Consider the following 14304-nt stretch of genomic DNA (forward strand, 5'->3'; position numbering starts at 1 on the left):
CCCTGTCCCACGGGGGCCGCGCCCGCCTGTCCTGGCGCTGGTAGTCTACCCGGATCCGGGCTCCACCCCGGATCCATACATCTCCGGGCGGTCCGGTCGCAGATCCCGCGACCGGGCCCCTCGCCCAACCGCCGGGCCACGGGCCAGGACGTGGGCTCGGGCCCGGATCCGGTGCACCACCCCGGGCGGATCCCCGCCCCGCAGGCTATCCCGGATCCACCACCTGACAGACGACCTGCTGTCCCCGGGCGGTCTCCCCCAACTCTCCCCCGCCCTCCCCGGAAGGCGGGGGAGTTCGTTTCCAGGCCTCGCGACAGCCTGTCCCGGCGTCGGGCGACCCGGCCTGACGGCACCATTGCGCCCCCTCCCCGTCGTCACCCCCCCGGCTCCCCGCCCGCCGCAACCCCGGGCGCGGGCACCGGCCCGCCCCGGAATGCGCCCTTGGAGCCGGACAAAAGGCCTGGCCAGTCTCCCGGGAAACCGATACACAGGCACAATCCGTTTTCCGGCTTCCGCTCCGCCTCCGACGGGCCGAGCTGTGACAGCGCCAATCCTTCCCAGGAGGCTCCGGCATCATGGACCGATCGCGTGTGCTGCTCCCGGCAACCGTTGCCCGGTTTGTTGTTGTTGCGCTTTTCTTTGACTCGCTCGCGCCCCTGTTTCCCGTCATCGCCCGGGATCACGCCCTGAGCGACGCGGCGTTCCAGGCACTTCTCGGGGCGTGCTTCCTGGTGTTCGCCCTCGCCCAGTTGCTTTCGGTGCCCGTCATTCGCCGCATCGGCCTGCACCACGCGGCGGGGCTGTCGTGCCTGTACCTGGGCGCCGCCGCGGCCGTGATCTGCACCAGCGGACACCCGGCGGTGTTTGCGGTCCTGTTCGTCTCGCTGTTTGGCGTGAACAGCATCGGCTCGAACGCCACCCGGGTGGCCCTGCGCAACGTCACCTCGGACGAGGGCTTCCGGCGCCTCTTCGCCTGGGCCAGCAGTTTTGTGGAGCTCATGCAGACCGCGACACCGGTCCTTGCGGGCGCCATTGCGGCGGCGTTCGGCTGGCGCTGGGCCGTGGTGGCTCTGGTCGCCCCGGTCGTCCTGGCCGGCGCCGTCATCGAGTGGAGCACGGTACGGCACCGCAGCCCGCACCCGAACCCGCAGACGGCAGGAGCCTACGGGGGCTGGCGCACGGTCCTGTCCCGGCGCACCTTCCTGATCCCGACCCTGATGGCGGCCGCGCTGCAGATCTCGTTTGCGCCGCTTCTGGCCCGACTGCCCTTCCTCGCGGCCAACGACCTGGGCCTGGGCCCCTTCGGGGTGGGCGTGGTCCTGTGCCTCGACAGTGTGGTGGTGGCCCTGGGCCTGCTCGTGTGCGGGCTGCTCGCCAAACGCCTTGCGACCCGAGCCAAGGCGCTGATCGGCTGCGCGATCCTGCTGGGCGGCGTGGTGCTGATGGTCTCCAGCCTCTGGACAACCCCCTGGTTCGGGGTGGCGGGCATACTTCTGGCAACGGCGGCGTTCGGGTTCATCTACATTCCCTGCGCCAGCGAGGCCCTGAACGGACCCGAGACTGAGCGGGTCACCGCCTCGGCCCTGTTTGGTTTTCTCCAGCCCGTGGTGGCGGGGATTTCGGTGGGGCTGGGAAGCCTGCTGCCCCTCTCCCTGCTGACGGGAGGGGCCCTCATGACCGCGCTGGCCCTGGTCCTGACCACGCTTCTTGCCGCGCTGTGGAGGACCGGCCCCGCACCCGCGACGGGCGCGGACACAGACACGGGTGCGGATATGGGTGAGGGTGCGGGGCCTCCCGCGACAGACACGGGCGCGGGGCCTCCCGCGCAAAGGCTTGACTGACACCCCCAGCGCTGCAGACCGGGCGAACTGTTCCGTGAGCCGGGCCGGCCTGCGCCCGGCCTGACGCGCTGTGTACCGAGCCCCGCCACCCCCCGGGCATACCCCCTGCCGGACACCCACGCCCGGCCCCCGGTGACGGCTCCCGGAACGACCGACCCCGCGCCCTGCCCGTCCGCCCCGGGCACACGGGCGAGCCGGAAACCCCACGACAAGTCCAACCTGAATGAGGTATGTATATCCCCTTGGGAGGCTTACTGCACTGAGGGGAACAATGGTTCGTCTGGCACACCGGGTTCGTGCCCTGGACGGCTGGAAAGCCGCCGGGATTGTCTTTCTTGCCGGGCTTGTGGCGGTGGCCGCCATGCCCCCCCTGTACATCCTTCCGGCTCTTCTGATTGCCTTTCCGCTGGCGGTCTGGCGCCTTGACGCCACAACGAGCCTGAAAGGCGCACTCGGGACCGGATTTCTCTTCGGGCTGGGACACTTCACGGGGCTGATCTACTGGGTCGGCTTCGCGTTCCTTGTGGACGCCGAGGAATTCGGCGCCCTCGCCCCCGTTGCGGTCCTGGGCCTTGCCACGCTGCTCGCGGTGATCCCGGCGCTGGTCTTCGCCGCCGCCCGGCTTCTGGGCGCCCGGGGACCGGGGCGAATTCTCCTGTTTGCCGGCCTGTGGACGCTGGGCGAGCTGCTGCGGGAGTACTATCTCAGCGGCTTCCCCTGGGCACCCGTGGGGCTGGTGTGGATGCCGTTCCTGGACATGATCCAGTCCCTGGCCCTGTTCGGGGTCACGGGCCTGTCCCTGCTGACCGTGTTCGCCGCCGCGTCCTTTGCGGTCCTCGGGGACGAGCCCCGCACGCCGGGCCCTGCGCCCCGCTGGCGGGCCCTCGCCATGCCCGCAGCCGGGCTCGCCCTTCTGGCCCTGGTGGCCGCCGGAGGAGCCACCCGTATCGCCCTGAACGGCGGCGCCGGGCACTGGGACGAGGACGGCCGCTGGCACAGCGGGACACAGGCCCACGCGATGGCCCCGGCCAGCGCCGGATCCACTCCAGCCGTGTCTGCGACGGGCGGGCCGAGCGTCACGCCCACCGGCCCGGCGGACCCCGACCGGGCGGATAGCCCTGCGAACACCGCTGGCGACAGACAGGAAGCCGACCGTCTGGCAGAGGCTCCCCGGGCAGGCGACACACCCGCAGACCCACGCTCCCCGGCTGAAACGCCCGCACCCTCTGCCCGGGCCGACACCCCGCCTGGGGAAGCGAGCCCCGCAGACGCACCCTCCCCGGCTGAAACGCCCGCACCCTCTCCCCACGCCGACACTCCGCCTGCGGACAGGGACCGCCTGTTCCGGGCCCGCCTTGTGCAGCCCGCCATTCCCCAGGACCAGAAGTGGAGCGCCCTGAGGCGCTACGAGAACATCCGCTCCCACATTGTGCTGTCCCGCCTGCCGGGCCAGGACGATGTGGATGCGGTGATCTGGGCCGAGACCGCCGTGGCCTTCGCCCTGAACGCCTCGCGCCAGCTCCAGGCCGATGTGGGGATGGCCGCCCCCGGGAACGGCCTCCTCCTGACGGGCGGACTGCGCCAGTCCGAGGGGGACAGCCCCACCTTCCAGGTCTGGAACAGCCTGTACGTTCTGGACCGGAGCGGCACCATCCTCGACACCTACGACAAGGCCCACCTGGTGCCGTTCGGCGAGTACGTCCCCTTCCGGGGCCTTCCCGGCCTGCGGAAGGTCACGGAGGGGATGACCGACTTTTCGGCGGGCCCGGGGCCGCGCACCCTCACGACCGGACGCCTTCCGCCCTTCTCGCCGCTGGTGTGCTACGAGGTGATTTTCCCCTCGAGGGTCGTGGCGAAAACCGGCCCGCGCCCGGAGTGGATCGTCAACATTACCAACGATGGTTGGTACGGCCGCACCAGCGGGCCCTACCAGCATTTCCAGATCGCCCGGGCCCGGGCTATAGAGGAAGGACTATCTCTTGTGCGGGTTGCCAACACGGGAATATCCGGAGTCGTATCCCCGCTTGGCGTGGTCTCTCCCCTGATCGAACTGGACCGAACCGGGGTTCTGGATGTGGACATCCCCCGTCCTGCGGGCACTCTGACGCCTTTCGCCCGGTTCGGGAACGGAATTCCCCTTCTTCTCGCTCTCCTTTTCAGCATTTCCGGATATATTATAGTTCGCAACTATCGGGTTTGACTGTCCCGCACCTCCCGCAGCCTTTCGGCACAAAGGTCTCTATTTCCTTGACCAGGATCGACTATGGTGCTACATCCTGACGAGTGATTCAGTTTCGACCCGAACTGAACCGGTGTTCTCGAGCGAAAGCACAGCGTCGGTCTCGCCTGATGAAGGTCCAGTGATCTGCGTTCCCTTTCTCCTGGAGGCCACCCCCGAACAAACGAGGACAGAACCATGACCGCGATTAAGCAGCCCGACGACGACGACGAGACGGGCGCCCGGAGGTCTTCCAGGGGACGGACTCCCTCGGGACGGCCCAATCCGGTCGATGTGCACGTGGGTAACCGCGTCCGTCTGCGGCGCACCTTGCTTGGCATGAGCCAGGAGCGGCTCGGTGAGGCTCTTGGTCTGACGTTCCAGCAGGTCCAGAAATACGAGCGTGGAGCCAACCGCATTGGCGCCAGCCGCCTGTGGGATCTGTCGCGGGTTCTTGACGTGTCCATGTCCTATTTCTTCGATGAGATGGACGACGACACCATCCGCCACAGCCCCATGATCATTGCCCAGGTTCCCAGCGAACCCGCGCTGCCGGAAGCGGATCCCATGACCCGGCGCGAAACCCTCGAGCTGGTCAGGGCCTACTACCGCATCGGGGATTCCTCGGTGCGCAAGCGCATTTTCGAGCTGACCAAGTCCCTCAGCGTTGCGACTGCCCGCCCCACCTTCTCGGTCGAGGGCCAGGACAATGAAGACGTGTCGGAAGCCGCCGCCGAATAATCCCCGTTTTCGGCGCTTGTTTCCAGAAAACCCCCGGAACTTCACCAAAGCCGGGGGTTTTCCATTGGCGCCGGGCCAGCCCCGGCTCCCGTCCCGGACCGTCCCGCACGCGCGCCCCCCTGTCCCTGATTTCGCCCCGATTCAGCCACCGCCTTTTCCTTGGGTGCCCGGACCCTTGATGCTATAGTGCGCGGGTCCGAAGAACGGAGCCGGTCCCCGACCGCCCGTTCCCTTTCGCCTGGGGCGCACCCCGCCGGACACCCCCAACAACCTGCGCATCAACAAACCTCTGGTATGAAGGCGAAAAAAACATGAGCAAGATCAAGGTCAAAAATCCCGTCGTGGAGCTTGACGGCGATGAAATGACCCGCATCATCTGGCGCTTCATCAAGGACAAACTGATTCTGCCGTACCTGGACATCGACCTGAAGTACTACGACCTCGGGATCGAGAAGCGCGACGAGACGGATGACAAAATCACCGTCGATGCCGCCAACGCCATCAAGCAGTACGGCGTGGGCGTGAAGTGCGCGACCATCACCCCCGACGAGGCCCGGGTCGAGGAGTTCGGACTGAAGAAAATGTGGAAGTCCCCCAACGGGACGATCCGGAACATTCTCGACGGCACGGTCTTCCGTGAGCCCATCTTGTGCCGCAACGTGCCGCGCCTGGTCCCCGGCTGGACCCAGCCCATCGTGATCGGACGCCACGCCTACGGAGACCAGTACCGCGCCACCGACGTGCTGATCCCCGGCAAGGGACAGCTGACCCTGCGCTTCACGCCGGAAGACGGCTCGGCCCCGGTCGAGTGGGACGTGTTCGAGTTCCCGGGATCGGGCGTGGCCCTGTCCATGTACAACCTTGATGATTCCATCCGGGGCTTTGCGCGGGCCTGCTTCAACTACGGCCTCAACCGCAACTACCCGGTTTACCTTTCCACCAAGAACACGATCCTGAAGGCCTACGACGGCCGCTTCAAGGACCTGTTCCAGGAGATCTTCGACGCCGAGTTCGCCACCGCCTTCAAGGCCGCCGGCCTGACCTACGAGCACCGCCTGATCGACGACATGGTGGCCTGCGCCATGAAGTGGAACGGCGGCTTCGTCTGGGCGTGCAAGAACTACGACGGGGACGTCCAGTCGGACACGCTGGCCCAGGGCTTCGGCTCCCTGGGGCTGATGACCTCGGTCCTGATGACGCCGGACGGAAACTGCGTTGAGGCGGAAGCCGCCCACGGCACGGTCACCCGTCACTATCGCCAGCACCAGAAGGGTCAGGAGACCTCGACCAACCCCATCGCCTCCATCTTCGCGTGGACGCAGGGGCTCAAGTACCGCGGCAAGTTCGACGGCACCCCCGACGTGGAGGCCTTCGCCGACACGCTGGAGAAGGTCTGCGTCGAGACTGTGGAGGCCGGGTTCATGACCAAGGATCTTGCGATCCTGATCTCCCCCGAGCAGCCCTGGATGACCACCAACCAGTTCCTGGACAAGCTGGACGAGGGTCTGAAGGCCCGCATGAAGTAAGACCGCTCCGGCCCGGGGGACACGCTCCCGGGCCGGTTGTCCATGGGGCGCCGCTTTGCAAGCAGGTGCGGCAACCGACGAACGGGCGTGGCGCCCTCGCCCCCCCGGCGCCACAGGCCGGCCCATCCGCCCCGGGCGGAATGCCGGCGGGATGCTGGCGCATCGGGGAGCACTCCCCCCGGCGCCGCCGGGATTCTGGCGCATCGGGCAGCTCGCCCGCCCGGTCCCAGTCAGCGCCCCGCCCCGGGCCTCAGGGGTGCTTCACCAGATCAGGGGTGTTTGATCAGGTCAATGGTGTGGACCGGCTCGAAGTTCTCGATGGCGTCCAGGATATCCGCGTTGATCAGCTCCTTGTAGGGCGCCCAGTCCACCGGAAGAAGCTCCTCCAGAACCTCCAGGGACTCGTCCCCCTTCATGGCCGTGTAGTAGGCGATGGCGATGGCCCGGGCCGCCGGATGCATGTCGGCCGCATTGCGGACCTGCGCGATCAGGATATCGTAGGCCTCCTGGTGGCGCCCGGCCTGGTCGGGCCTCCAGATGGTCTCATCGAAAATCAGAAACCGGGTCAGGGCCGGAGAGTCCGCCCCGGACAGGAACAGCGGGTTCTCGTCACTCTGGCCCCGCGGCTGATAGTACTGGAACGCCGGGTCCGAGATGGGAAACACCAGGGAGGCCGTCCCGTTCTCGAGGGTCTCGGGGTTGCCCATGGACGACTTGCCGTTGGCGTCGATATACGACGCGTAGGACACGCTGTCATCCGTGCAGGTGGTGAGGATGTAGTAGGTAAAGCAGCAGTTGGCGCCGCCACTGTACATCTCCACCGGCAGGGTCCGGCATCCGGGCAGGGGGAAGTCACGCACCTCGGCGCGGGGGTTGAAGATAACAAAGCCCCGGGCGCTGGCATCCACCTCCCGCTCGTCGAACACGAGCTTGGCATCCAGGGTCTCGCCGCCGAACTCGGGCTCGGCCAGGAGGGCAAAGGGCCCGAAGTCCGTCCGGTAGGTTTTGGCGGCGGAACTGTCGATCCGAACCTCCTCACCGGGCTTGACCGGAACCGCCTCGCCCTCCCCGTCGCCACAGCCCGCCAGGGGTAGAGCGGCCGCAAGGGCAAGGGCCGCCGCCCCCGAAACGGCCGCCACCCGCCCGCGCCGCGGGCTGTCCGATGTCTTTCTCATGCACGTCTCCCTGTTCCTGGCATACACGCCCCCTGGACGCCCTGTCCCCCGTGCGGGGGCCTACGGCGCGTCTTCAAGGCGAATGGTGTGGATTGGATTGAAACCGCCAACAGCCCGCAGGATATCGGCGTTGATGACCGCGCGGAACGGCTGCCAGTCCGGGGGCAGCGCGGCCTCGAGAACCGGCAGCGCGGGCTCGCCTTTCATGGCGGTGTAATACGCCCGCGCCACCGCGGCAGAGGCCGGCGACACGCTGTGCTGGGCCGGGATTTTGGCGATCAGGTCGTCATAGGCCTGCGGGAACTCGCCCACCCGGTCCATGCGCCAGGCCCCGTTCTCAAACACCATGAAGCGGCTGACGGCCGGAGAGTCCGCGGTGGAGAAGGACACCCAGTTCGTCGCCCCCGGCAGGTCCGGACCATAGGACTGGAATACGGGATCCGTGACCGGGAAGGCCCGGACGCTCCCGTCCGCCCCGAGCCCGACAGCGTCCTCCATAAACGACTTGCTGCCGGAATCGACGTAGACGGCAAACGGCCCCGACGGGCACGAGCCGAGAAGATAGTAGGTGGAGCAGCAGTTGGCGCCGCCGCTGAACAGCTCAACACGGCGGGACTGGCACCCGGGCAGCGGCACATCGGCCACCGGCCGTCCCGCGCCAAGAAAGACAAAGCCCGTGGCGCTGGCGTCGACCTTGCGCCCGGCGTCATACAGGGTCGCATCGAAGCTCCCGCCGTCCGCCGCGGGCGAGGCCACGAGAGACAGGGGCCCCAGGTCCACCCGACAGGGCTCCGGGGGGCTGGTGTCAATCCGGACCACCTCGCCGTCCGCGAGAGCGCGCGGCCCGTTGACGGCACCTTTGGAAGGCGCACCGGGAGGCGCAACGGGGGACGCACTGCGGGCCCCGACCGCGCCCGGCCACAGGAGCAGCCCCGCAGCCAGAGCCATCCCCCCCAGACACGACAAGCCGAAACGATGATTAGCCATGGCAGCCCCAAACCGCTTTCACCCTGGAGTTATGTTAAGTCAAAAGACAACTTTTTGAAAGGGATGCGGATGCGGACCGCGGCGCACGGGGAACGCCGGCACAGGTCGCCTGGCAGAGTGGAAACAACGTGGCCGGGCTCTGACCTGTGTCCCGGTGGCGACTGGGGGGTATCAGGCGGGGCCAATGTGACCAGCCCCACACACGGTGGCCCAGTGGAGACGCCGCGTCCGCGCCCATGCAAAACGGGCCCGGGCGCACGTGGCGTCCGAGCCCGGAACGGTTCCCGTGACCGGCCCCTGCCCCGCAGACCCGGGGCGGCCGGCGCCGGTGTTACTCGTCGTCCATTTTCAGGGCGCTGATAAAGGCGCTCTGGGGGATTTCCACCTTGCCGAACTGGCGCATGCGCTTCTTGCCGGCCTTCTGCTTTTCCAGAAGCTTCTTCTTTCGGGAAATGTCACCGCCGTAGCACTTGGCCGTCACGTCCTTGCGCAGGGCCGCGATGGTCTCGCGGGCGATGACCTTGCCGCCAATGGCCGCCTGGATGGGCACCTTGAACATGTGCCGCGGGATCAGATCCTTGAGCCGCGAGCAAATGGCCCGGCCCCGGTACTCGGCCTGGGAGCGGTGGGCGATAAAGGACAGGGCGTCCACCGGCTCGGCGTTCACCAGGATCGAGATGCGGACCAGGTCGCTTTCCTGGTAGTCGGCCATCTCGTAGTCAAAGGACGCATAGCCCCGGGAAATGGATTTCAGACGGTCGTAGAAGTCGAACACGATCTCGTTGAGCGGCAGCTTGTAGACCGCCATCGCCCGGTTGCCCGCGTAGGTCAGATCCAGCTGGACGCCGCGACGCTCGGTACACAGGGCCAGAACCGGGCCCAGGTACTCGTCGGGCACCATGATGGTGGCCCGAACCCAGGGCTCCTCCATGGAGGCGATCTTCACCGGATCGGGCATGTCGGCCGGGTTGTGGAGGTCGATCCTCGTGCCGTCCGTCATGGTCAGCTTGTAGACCACCGAGGGGGCCGTGGTGATCAGGTCCAGGTTGAACTCGCGCTCCAGACGCTCCTGGATGATCTCCATGTGCAGGAGGCCCAGGAAGCCGCAGCGGAAGCCGAAGCCCAGAGCGGCCGAGGTGTCCGCCTGGTACTCGAAGCTGGAGTCATTGAGCTGGAGCTTGGCCAGGCTCTCGCGCAGGGCCTCGAAGTCCGAGGTGTCCACCGGGAACAGGCCGCACCACACCACAGGGACCGAGGGCTTGAACCCCGGAAGCGCCGTGGCCGCCGGGCGGCGGTCGTCGGTGAGGGTGTCGCCGATGCGGCAGTCCGCGACCGACTTGATGCCGGCCATGATAAAGCCCATCTCGCCCGCGGACAGGGTGCCCGTGTCCGTCATCTTGGGCGTGAACACGCCCACCCGGTCGATCTGGTAGGTGGCGCCGGTGGCCATCATGCGCAGGCGCATGCCCTTCTTGACCGTTCCCTCGCGCACGCGCACCAGGATGATGACGCCCAGGTACGGGTCGTACCACGAGTCCACCAGAAGCGCCTGGAGGGGCGCATCCGCATCCCCGGTCGGGGGCGGCAGGCGCTGGACCAGGGCCTCGAGCACCTGCTCCACGTTGAGGCCGGTCTTGGCCGAGATCCCCACAGCCTCGGAGGCATCGATCCCGATCACGTCCTCGATCTGCTGCTTGACCCGCTCCTCGTCGGCGGCGGGGAGGTCAATCTTGTTCAGCACCGGGATAATCTCGTGCCCGGCGTCAATGGCCTGGTAGACGTTGGCCAGGGTCTGGGCCTCCACGCCCTGTGAGGCGTCCACCACCAGAAGGGAGCCTTCGCAGGCCGCCAGCGAGCGGGAGACCTCATAGGCGAAGTCCACGTGACCCGGGGTGTCCATCAGGTTCAACTGGTAGGTCCGCCCGTCCGTGGTCGAGGTGTAGGTCAGCCGAACGGTCTGAGCCTTGATGGTGATACCCCGCTCGCGCTCCAGGTCCATGGAATCAAGGAGCTGCTCCTTCATCTCCCGGGCCTCGATGTCGCCGCACAGCTGGATCAGCCGGTCAGCAAGGGTGGACTTGCCATGGTCAATGTGGGCAATAATCGAAAAATTGCGGATGTGGGAAAGGTCGCTCATCGGATCCGGTCAACGCTGTCAGGAAAGAAGGCGACAATAGAGCATTCCCGCCCCGATGAAAAGGGGCATGCCCCGCCGGGCCGGGCGTCCCTTCGGTTGAGGAGACCGCCCGGCCGTGCTCGTGCCGGCTGTCAGGCCGAATCGCTGGAGGACCGGAGTTTCCACGCGAGAACCATCAGAAGAACGCCGTAGGTCACCGAGAGCATGCCCACCGCGAGCGTCATGGCCACAAGGCTGGCCACCGTGTCCACCAGGCACAGCAGGACACCGAAAACGATGGCCAGAATGCCCGACACGGTCATCACCGTGTCCGTATCCACAATCCCCTTCAGGTGGCCCGAGGCCCGCAGAAGGAAAAGACCGGCCGCAATGGACCAGAACGCGATAACGAACTTGAGGGCGGTTGCCGCCATCAGGGGGCTGAGAAGCGCCAGAAGGCCGAACAGGATCCCGGTGGCGCCCGAGATCGCATAGGGCCACCAGGGCACCCCGAGTGTGTACATGCGCCAGCCGGTCATGGCGATGATCACGCCGTCGGCAAACACGAAGGCGGCAAACACAAGAAACAGAACACCCGACATGGGAACCGGCGCCAGGAACAGCAGAAGTCCGAAGACAACGCCCAGAAGGCCGCGAAGGCCGATCCATTTCCACTCCCTGGGCAGAAGCCGCCGGAACTCGACGACCATGACGTCCTCGCCTCCCGATTTCACATCTGTCATGAGAACCTCCTTTTTTTGACCGGCTGGCAGACTATATTTTAGACGGTTTACAATTCACCCGCACGCGGATTTTAGGGAAAGCCATTTCCTCCAAACGCTGGTATAAAAAATGCCCCCTCCGGGGATCCGGCGGGGACGGACGAACTGCATGAGGAATCCGAAACCAATGACCAAGCCCCGTTCCATGGCCGTTTTCTGCGGGTCGCGCTCCGGTGACAATCCCCTGTACGCCGAGCACGCCGCGCGACTGGGACGCCACCTTGCGGCGGCCCACATCACCCTTGTGTTCGGAGCGGGCAACGTGGGTCTCATGGGAGAGGTCGCCCGGGCGGCCCTTCACGGCGGCGGCCGGGTCGTGGGCGTTCTGCCCAAGGCGCTGCGCCACGTGGAAAAGCCCCTGAGCAACATGATGGAGTTCTACCTGACGGAGACCATGCACGAGCGCAAGAAGCTCATGTATGACCGCTCGGACGCCATCTGCATCCTGCCCGGAGGCCTGGGCACCCTGGACGAGATGTTCGAGGTTCTGACCTGGCGCATGATCGGCATTCTGGACAAGCCCGTCATCCTGGTGGACATGGACGGCTACTGGACGCCGCTTCTCACCATGATCCGCACCATGATCGACGAGGGTTTTGCCCCCGCCGACATCACCGAGCTGTTCGTCCGGGTCGAGAGTGTGGACGATGTGGTGCCGACCGCCCGGGAACTCCTGAACCGCAAGCCCCAGGCGGCGGCCACGGAGTACGCGCTGCCCCGCACCTCCACGGGCTGAGCCCAGGGGGCGCCGGGCGGCATCCGAGCCCCGGCCATGCCGGGCGGCTCCCCCGCGCCGGAGAGCCCCATAAGGGACGTCAGGCGGCCGTGGCCACCGGCCTTGCACCCACGGCGCCAGCCCCCATCAGGGCCCCCGGCACGGGGCCCACAGAACCGCGCCCACAGAACCGCGGACGGCCCATCCGGGGCAGGCACATCCAAAGCCCCTCCCCCAGCAGACACAAAAAAACCCGGACGGCGAACCGTCCGGGTTTTTCGTTGCGTGGGACGCCGGGGAGAAACCCGCCCGGCTCAAGCCACATCAGCCGCCGACAGCCGCCGCGACCTCGGCCGCGAAGTCGGTGACTTCCTTCTCGATGCCCTCGCCCAGCTGGAAGCGCACGAAGCCGGCCAGCTCCACGGGAGCGCCAACGTCCTTCGCCGCGTTTTCCAGAACCTTGTTGATCTTGGTCTCGCCGTCGACGACGAAGATCTGCTCCAGCAGGACGATCTCTTCCAGGAACTTGCGGATACGCCCCTCGAGCATCTTCTCGATGATGTTCTCCGGCTTGCCCTCGGCCTTCGCCTTCTCGGAGTGGATGGCCTTCTCGCGGTCGAGAACCGGCTGCTCCACGTGCTCCTTGGCGAGGTACTGCGGGTTGGCCGCAGCGACGTGCATGGCAATCTGGCGACCCAGAGCGTCCAGCTTCTCGCGGTCACCCTCGGAGGACAGGGCCACCAGGACGCCGATCTTGCCCAGACCCGGGCGGACAGCGCTGTGGACGTAGGCGGAGACAACACCCTTCTCGACGGACAGGCAGGCCGTGCGACGCAGGTTCATGTTCTCGCCGATGGTGGCGATCAGGTGGGTGATCTGCTCGGCAACGGTGCGGCCCTCGGCGCCGGGGAACGGCAGGGAGGCCAGCTTCTCGATGTCGCCACCGGCCTGGAGCGCCAGGCGGGTGGTCTCCTCGACCAGGCCCTGGAACAGATCGTTGCGGGCGACGAAGTCGGTCTCCGCGTTGATCTCGACGAGCGCACCCGAGGTGCCCTCAACAGCGGCGCCGACCAGACCCTCGGCCGCCGTGCGACCGGCCTTCTTCGCAGCCTGGGCCAGGCCCTTCTTGCGCAGCCAGTCAATGGCGGCTTCCATGTCGCCACCGACCTCGCTGAGGGCCTTCTTGCAGTCCATCATACCTGCGCCGCACTTCTCGCGCAGTTCCTTGACCAGAGCAGCGGTAATTTCAGCCATTGGGAATATTCCTCTTGAATAGATAAGACCGGCAGACGACGAGCGAAGCCCGCCGTCCCCGGTCATGGTGACACTCGCGGATCCGCAAGGGACAGCGAGACGTTACCCGGCGATGCCTTCGTCGTCCGCTGCATCGGCGTCGGCAGCGACGTCGCCCGGGAGGCTCTCGGCGGCGCCGATGTCAATGCCCTGGGCCCCAAGCTGCGCCTGGATGCCGTCCAGGATCGAGCCGCTGATGAGCTCGCAGTACATCTGGATGGCGCGGATCGCGTCGTCGTTGCCCGGGATCGGGTAGGTGATGCCGTCCGGGTTGGAGTTGGAGTCGATGACCGCAATCACGGGCATGCCCAGCTTGTTGGCCTCGGCAACCGCAAGGTCTTCCTTGCAGGTGTCGATGATGAAGAGCATGTCCGGGAGGCCGCCCATGTCCTTGATGCCGCCCAGGGCAAGCGACAGCTTGTCCTTCTCGCGCTGCAGGTTGAGCTGCTCCTTCTTGGTGAGCCCCTGGAGCTCGCCGGCATCGAAACGGGCTTCCAGATCACGAAGACGCTTGATGGAGTGGGAGATGGTCTTCCAGTTGGTCAGCATGCCACCGAGCCAGCGGTGGTTCACGTAGTACTGGCCGCAGCGACGGGCGTACTCGGCGATGGGCTCCTGCGCCTGGCGCTTGGTGCCAACGAACAGGATGCGACCGCCGGCCGCAGCAACCTCGCGGGCCGCCTGCATGGCGCGGTACAGCATCGGGACCGTCTGCTGGAGGTCGATGATGTGCACGTTGTCGCGCACGCCGTACAGGAACGGCGCCATCTTGGGGTTCCAGCGGCGGGTGTTGTGGCCGAAGTGGGCACCGGCCTCGACGAGCTGGCGCATGGTAAAGGTGGGCATGGTCATGTGAGCAACCTTTTCATTCTTCCGGTTGGACCTCCGCGAGAGGTGTGAAAGTCGAGCC

General features: G+C 66.7%; 11 protein-coding genes. 5 read left to right on the plus strand and 6 right to left on the minus strand.

What is annotated here, in order from left to right; all coding sequences use genetic code 11:
• The first annotated feature begins 575 nt into the window (after positions 1 to 575).
• The 4 genes from IHV25_RS00005 to IHV25_RS00020 all read left to right on the plus strand — a co-directional run bounded on the left by IHV25_RS00005 (position 576) and on the right by IHV25_RS00020 (position 6326).
• Positions 576 to 1841, plus strand: coding sequence for an MFS transporter (locus IHV25_RS00005; RefSeq protein ID WP_192532933.1), 1266 nt, complete (start codon positions 576 to 578; stop codon positions 1839 to 1841).
• Between the two features lie 271 nt (positions 1842 to 2112).
• Positions 2113 to 4041, plus strand: coding sequence for an apolipoprotein N-acyltransferase (gene lnt / locus IHV25_RS00010; protein ID WP_242018716.1), 1929 nt, complete (start codon positions 2113 to 2115; stop codon positions 4039 to 4041).
• Positions 4042 to 4257: 216 nt separating this feature from the next.
• A complete protein-coding gene (locus IHV25_RS00015; protein WP_192532934.1) occupies positions 4258 to 4800 on the plus strand; it encodes a helix-turn-helix domain-containing protein in 543 nt (180 codons plus the stop codon).
• Between the two features lie 311 nt (positions 4801 to 5111).
• Positions 5112 to 6326: an NADP-dependent isocitrate dehydrogenase gene (locus tag IHV25_RS00020; RefSeq protein ID WP_192532935.1), complete on the plus strand. Its 1215-nt coding sequence runs from the start codon at positions 5112 to 5114 to the stop codon at positions 6324 to 6326.
• Between the two features lie 269 nt (positions 6327 to 6595).
• On the opposite strand, the gene IHV25_RS00025 is transcribed toward IHV25_RS00020, so the two are convergent.
• From IHV25_RS00025 to IHV25_RS00040, 4 genes are all read right to left on the minus strand, one after another.
• Positions 6596 to 7501 (minus strand): hypothetical protein, encoded by a 906-nt coding sequence (locus IHV25_RS00025; protein ID WP_192532936.1) that lies wholly within the window; start codon positions 7499 to 7501, stop codon positions 6596 to 6598.
• A 60-nt stretch (positions 7502 to 7561) separates the two neighbouring features.
• Positions 7562 to 8488 carry a hypothetical protein gene (locus IHV25_RS00030; protein ID WP_192532937.1) on the minus strand — a complete coding sequence of 309 codons (927 nt, stop codon included), beginning with the start codon at positions 8486 to 8488 and terminating at the stop codon, positions 7562 to 7564.
• Positions 8489 to 8819: 331 nt separating this feature from the next.
• On the minus strand, positions 8820 to 10625 hold the full coding sequence (lepA, locus tag IHV25_RS00035) for a translation elongation factor 4 (RefSeq protein WP_192532938.1): 1806 nt from the start codon (positions 10623 to 10625) through the stop codon (positions 8820 to 8822).
• Positions 10626 to 10756: 131 nt separating this feature from the next.
• A complete protein-coding gene (locus IHV25_RS00040) occupies positions 10757 to 11347 on the minus strand; it encodes an HdeD family acid-resistance protein (protein WP_192532939.1) in 591 nt (196 codons plus the stop codon).
• 166 nt (positions 11348 to 11513) lie between these two features.
• Between IHV25_RS00040 and IHV25_RS00045 the strand changes: the two genes are divergently transcribed.
• Entirely contained in the window at positions 11514 to 12122 is a 609-nt protein-coding gene (locus tag IHV25_RS00045) for an LOG family protein (protein WP_192532940.1), read from the plus strand.
• Positions 12123 to 12425: 303 nt separating this feature from the next.
• Here IHV25_RS00045 and tsf read toward each other — a convergent pair whose 3' ends face one another.
• Positions 12426 to 13355: a translation elongation factor Ts gene (gene tsf, locus IHV25_RS00050; RefSeq protein WP_192532941.1), complete on the minus strand. Its 930-nt coding sequence runs from the start codon at positions 13353 to 13355 to the stop codon at positions 12426 to 12428.
• 102 nt (positions 13356 to 13457) lie between these two features.
• Positions 13458 to 14246 (minus strand): 30S ribosomal protein S2, encoded by a 789-nt coding sequence (gene rpsB, locus IHV25_RS00055; protein WP_192532942.1) that lies wholly within the window; start codon positions 14244 to 14246, stop codon positions 13458 to 13460.
• Between the last annotated feature and the right edge of the window lie 58 nt (positions 14247 to 14304).

Origin of the sequence: Phaeovibrio sulfidiphilus (genome assembly GCF_014861485.1) — a bacterium.
Taxonomy (GTDB): domain Bacteria; phylum Pseudomonadota; class Alphaproteobacteria; order Rhodospirillales; family Rhodospirillaceae; genus Phaeovibrio; species Phaeovibrio sulfidiphilus.

Coding starts and splice junctions, on each gene's coding strand:
- lnt (WP_242018716.1), top strand. CDS start 2,113: ATGGTTCGTCTGGCACACCGGGTTCGTGCCCTGGACGGCTGGAAAGCC.
- IHV25_RS00045 (WP_192532940.1), top strand. CDS start 11,514: ATGACCAAGCCCCGTTCCATGGCCGTTTTCTGCGGGTCGCGCTCCGGT.
- tsf (WP_192532941.1), bottom strand. CDS start 13,355: ATGGCTGAAATTACCGCTGCTCTGGTCAAGGAACTGCGCGAGAAGTGC.
- IHV25_RS00005 (WP_192532933.1), top strand. CDS start 576: ATGGACCGATCGCGTGTGCTGCTCCCGGCAACCGTTGCCCGGTTTGTT.
- IHV25_RS00030 (WP_192532937.1), bottom strand. CDS start 8,488: ATGGCTAATCATCGTTTCGGCTTGTCGTGTCTGGGGGGGATGGCTCTG.
- IHV25_RS00040 (WP_192532939.1), bottom strand. CDS start 11,347: ATGACAGATGTGAAATCGGGAGGCGAGGACGTCATGGTCGTCGAGTTC.
- rpsB (WP_192532942.1), bottom strand. CDS start 14,246: ATGACCATGCCCACCTTTACCATGCGCCAGCTCGTCGAGGCCGGTGCC.
- IHV25_RS00025 (WP_192532936.1), bottom strand. CDS start 7,501: ATGAGAAAGACATCGGACAGCCCGCGGCGCGGGCGGGTGGCGGCCGTT.
- lepA (WP_192532938.1), bottom strand. CDS start 10,625: ATGAGCGACCTTTCCCACATCCGCAATTTTTCGATTATTGCCCACATT.
- IHV25_RS00015 (WP_192532934.1), top strand. CDS start 4,258: ATGACCGCGATTAAGCAGCCCGACGACGACGACGAGACGGGCGCCCGG.
- IHV25_RS00020 (WP_192532935.1), top strand. CDS start 5,112: ATGAGCAAGATCAAGGTCAAAAATCCCGTCGTGGAGCTTGACGGCGAT.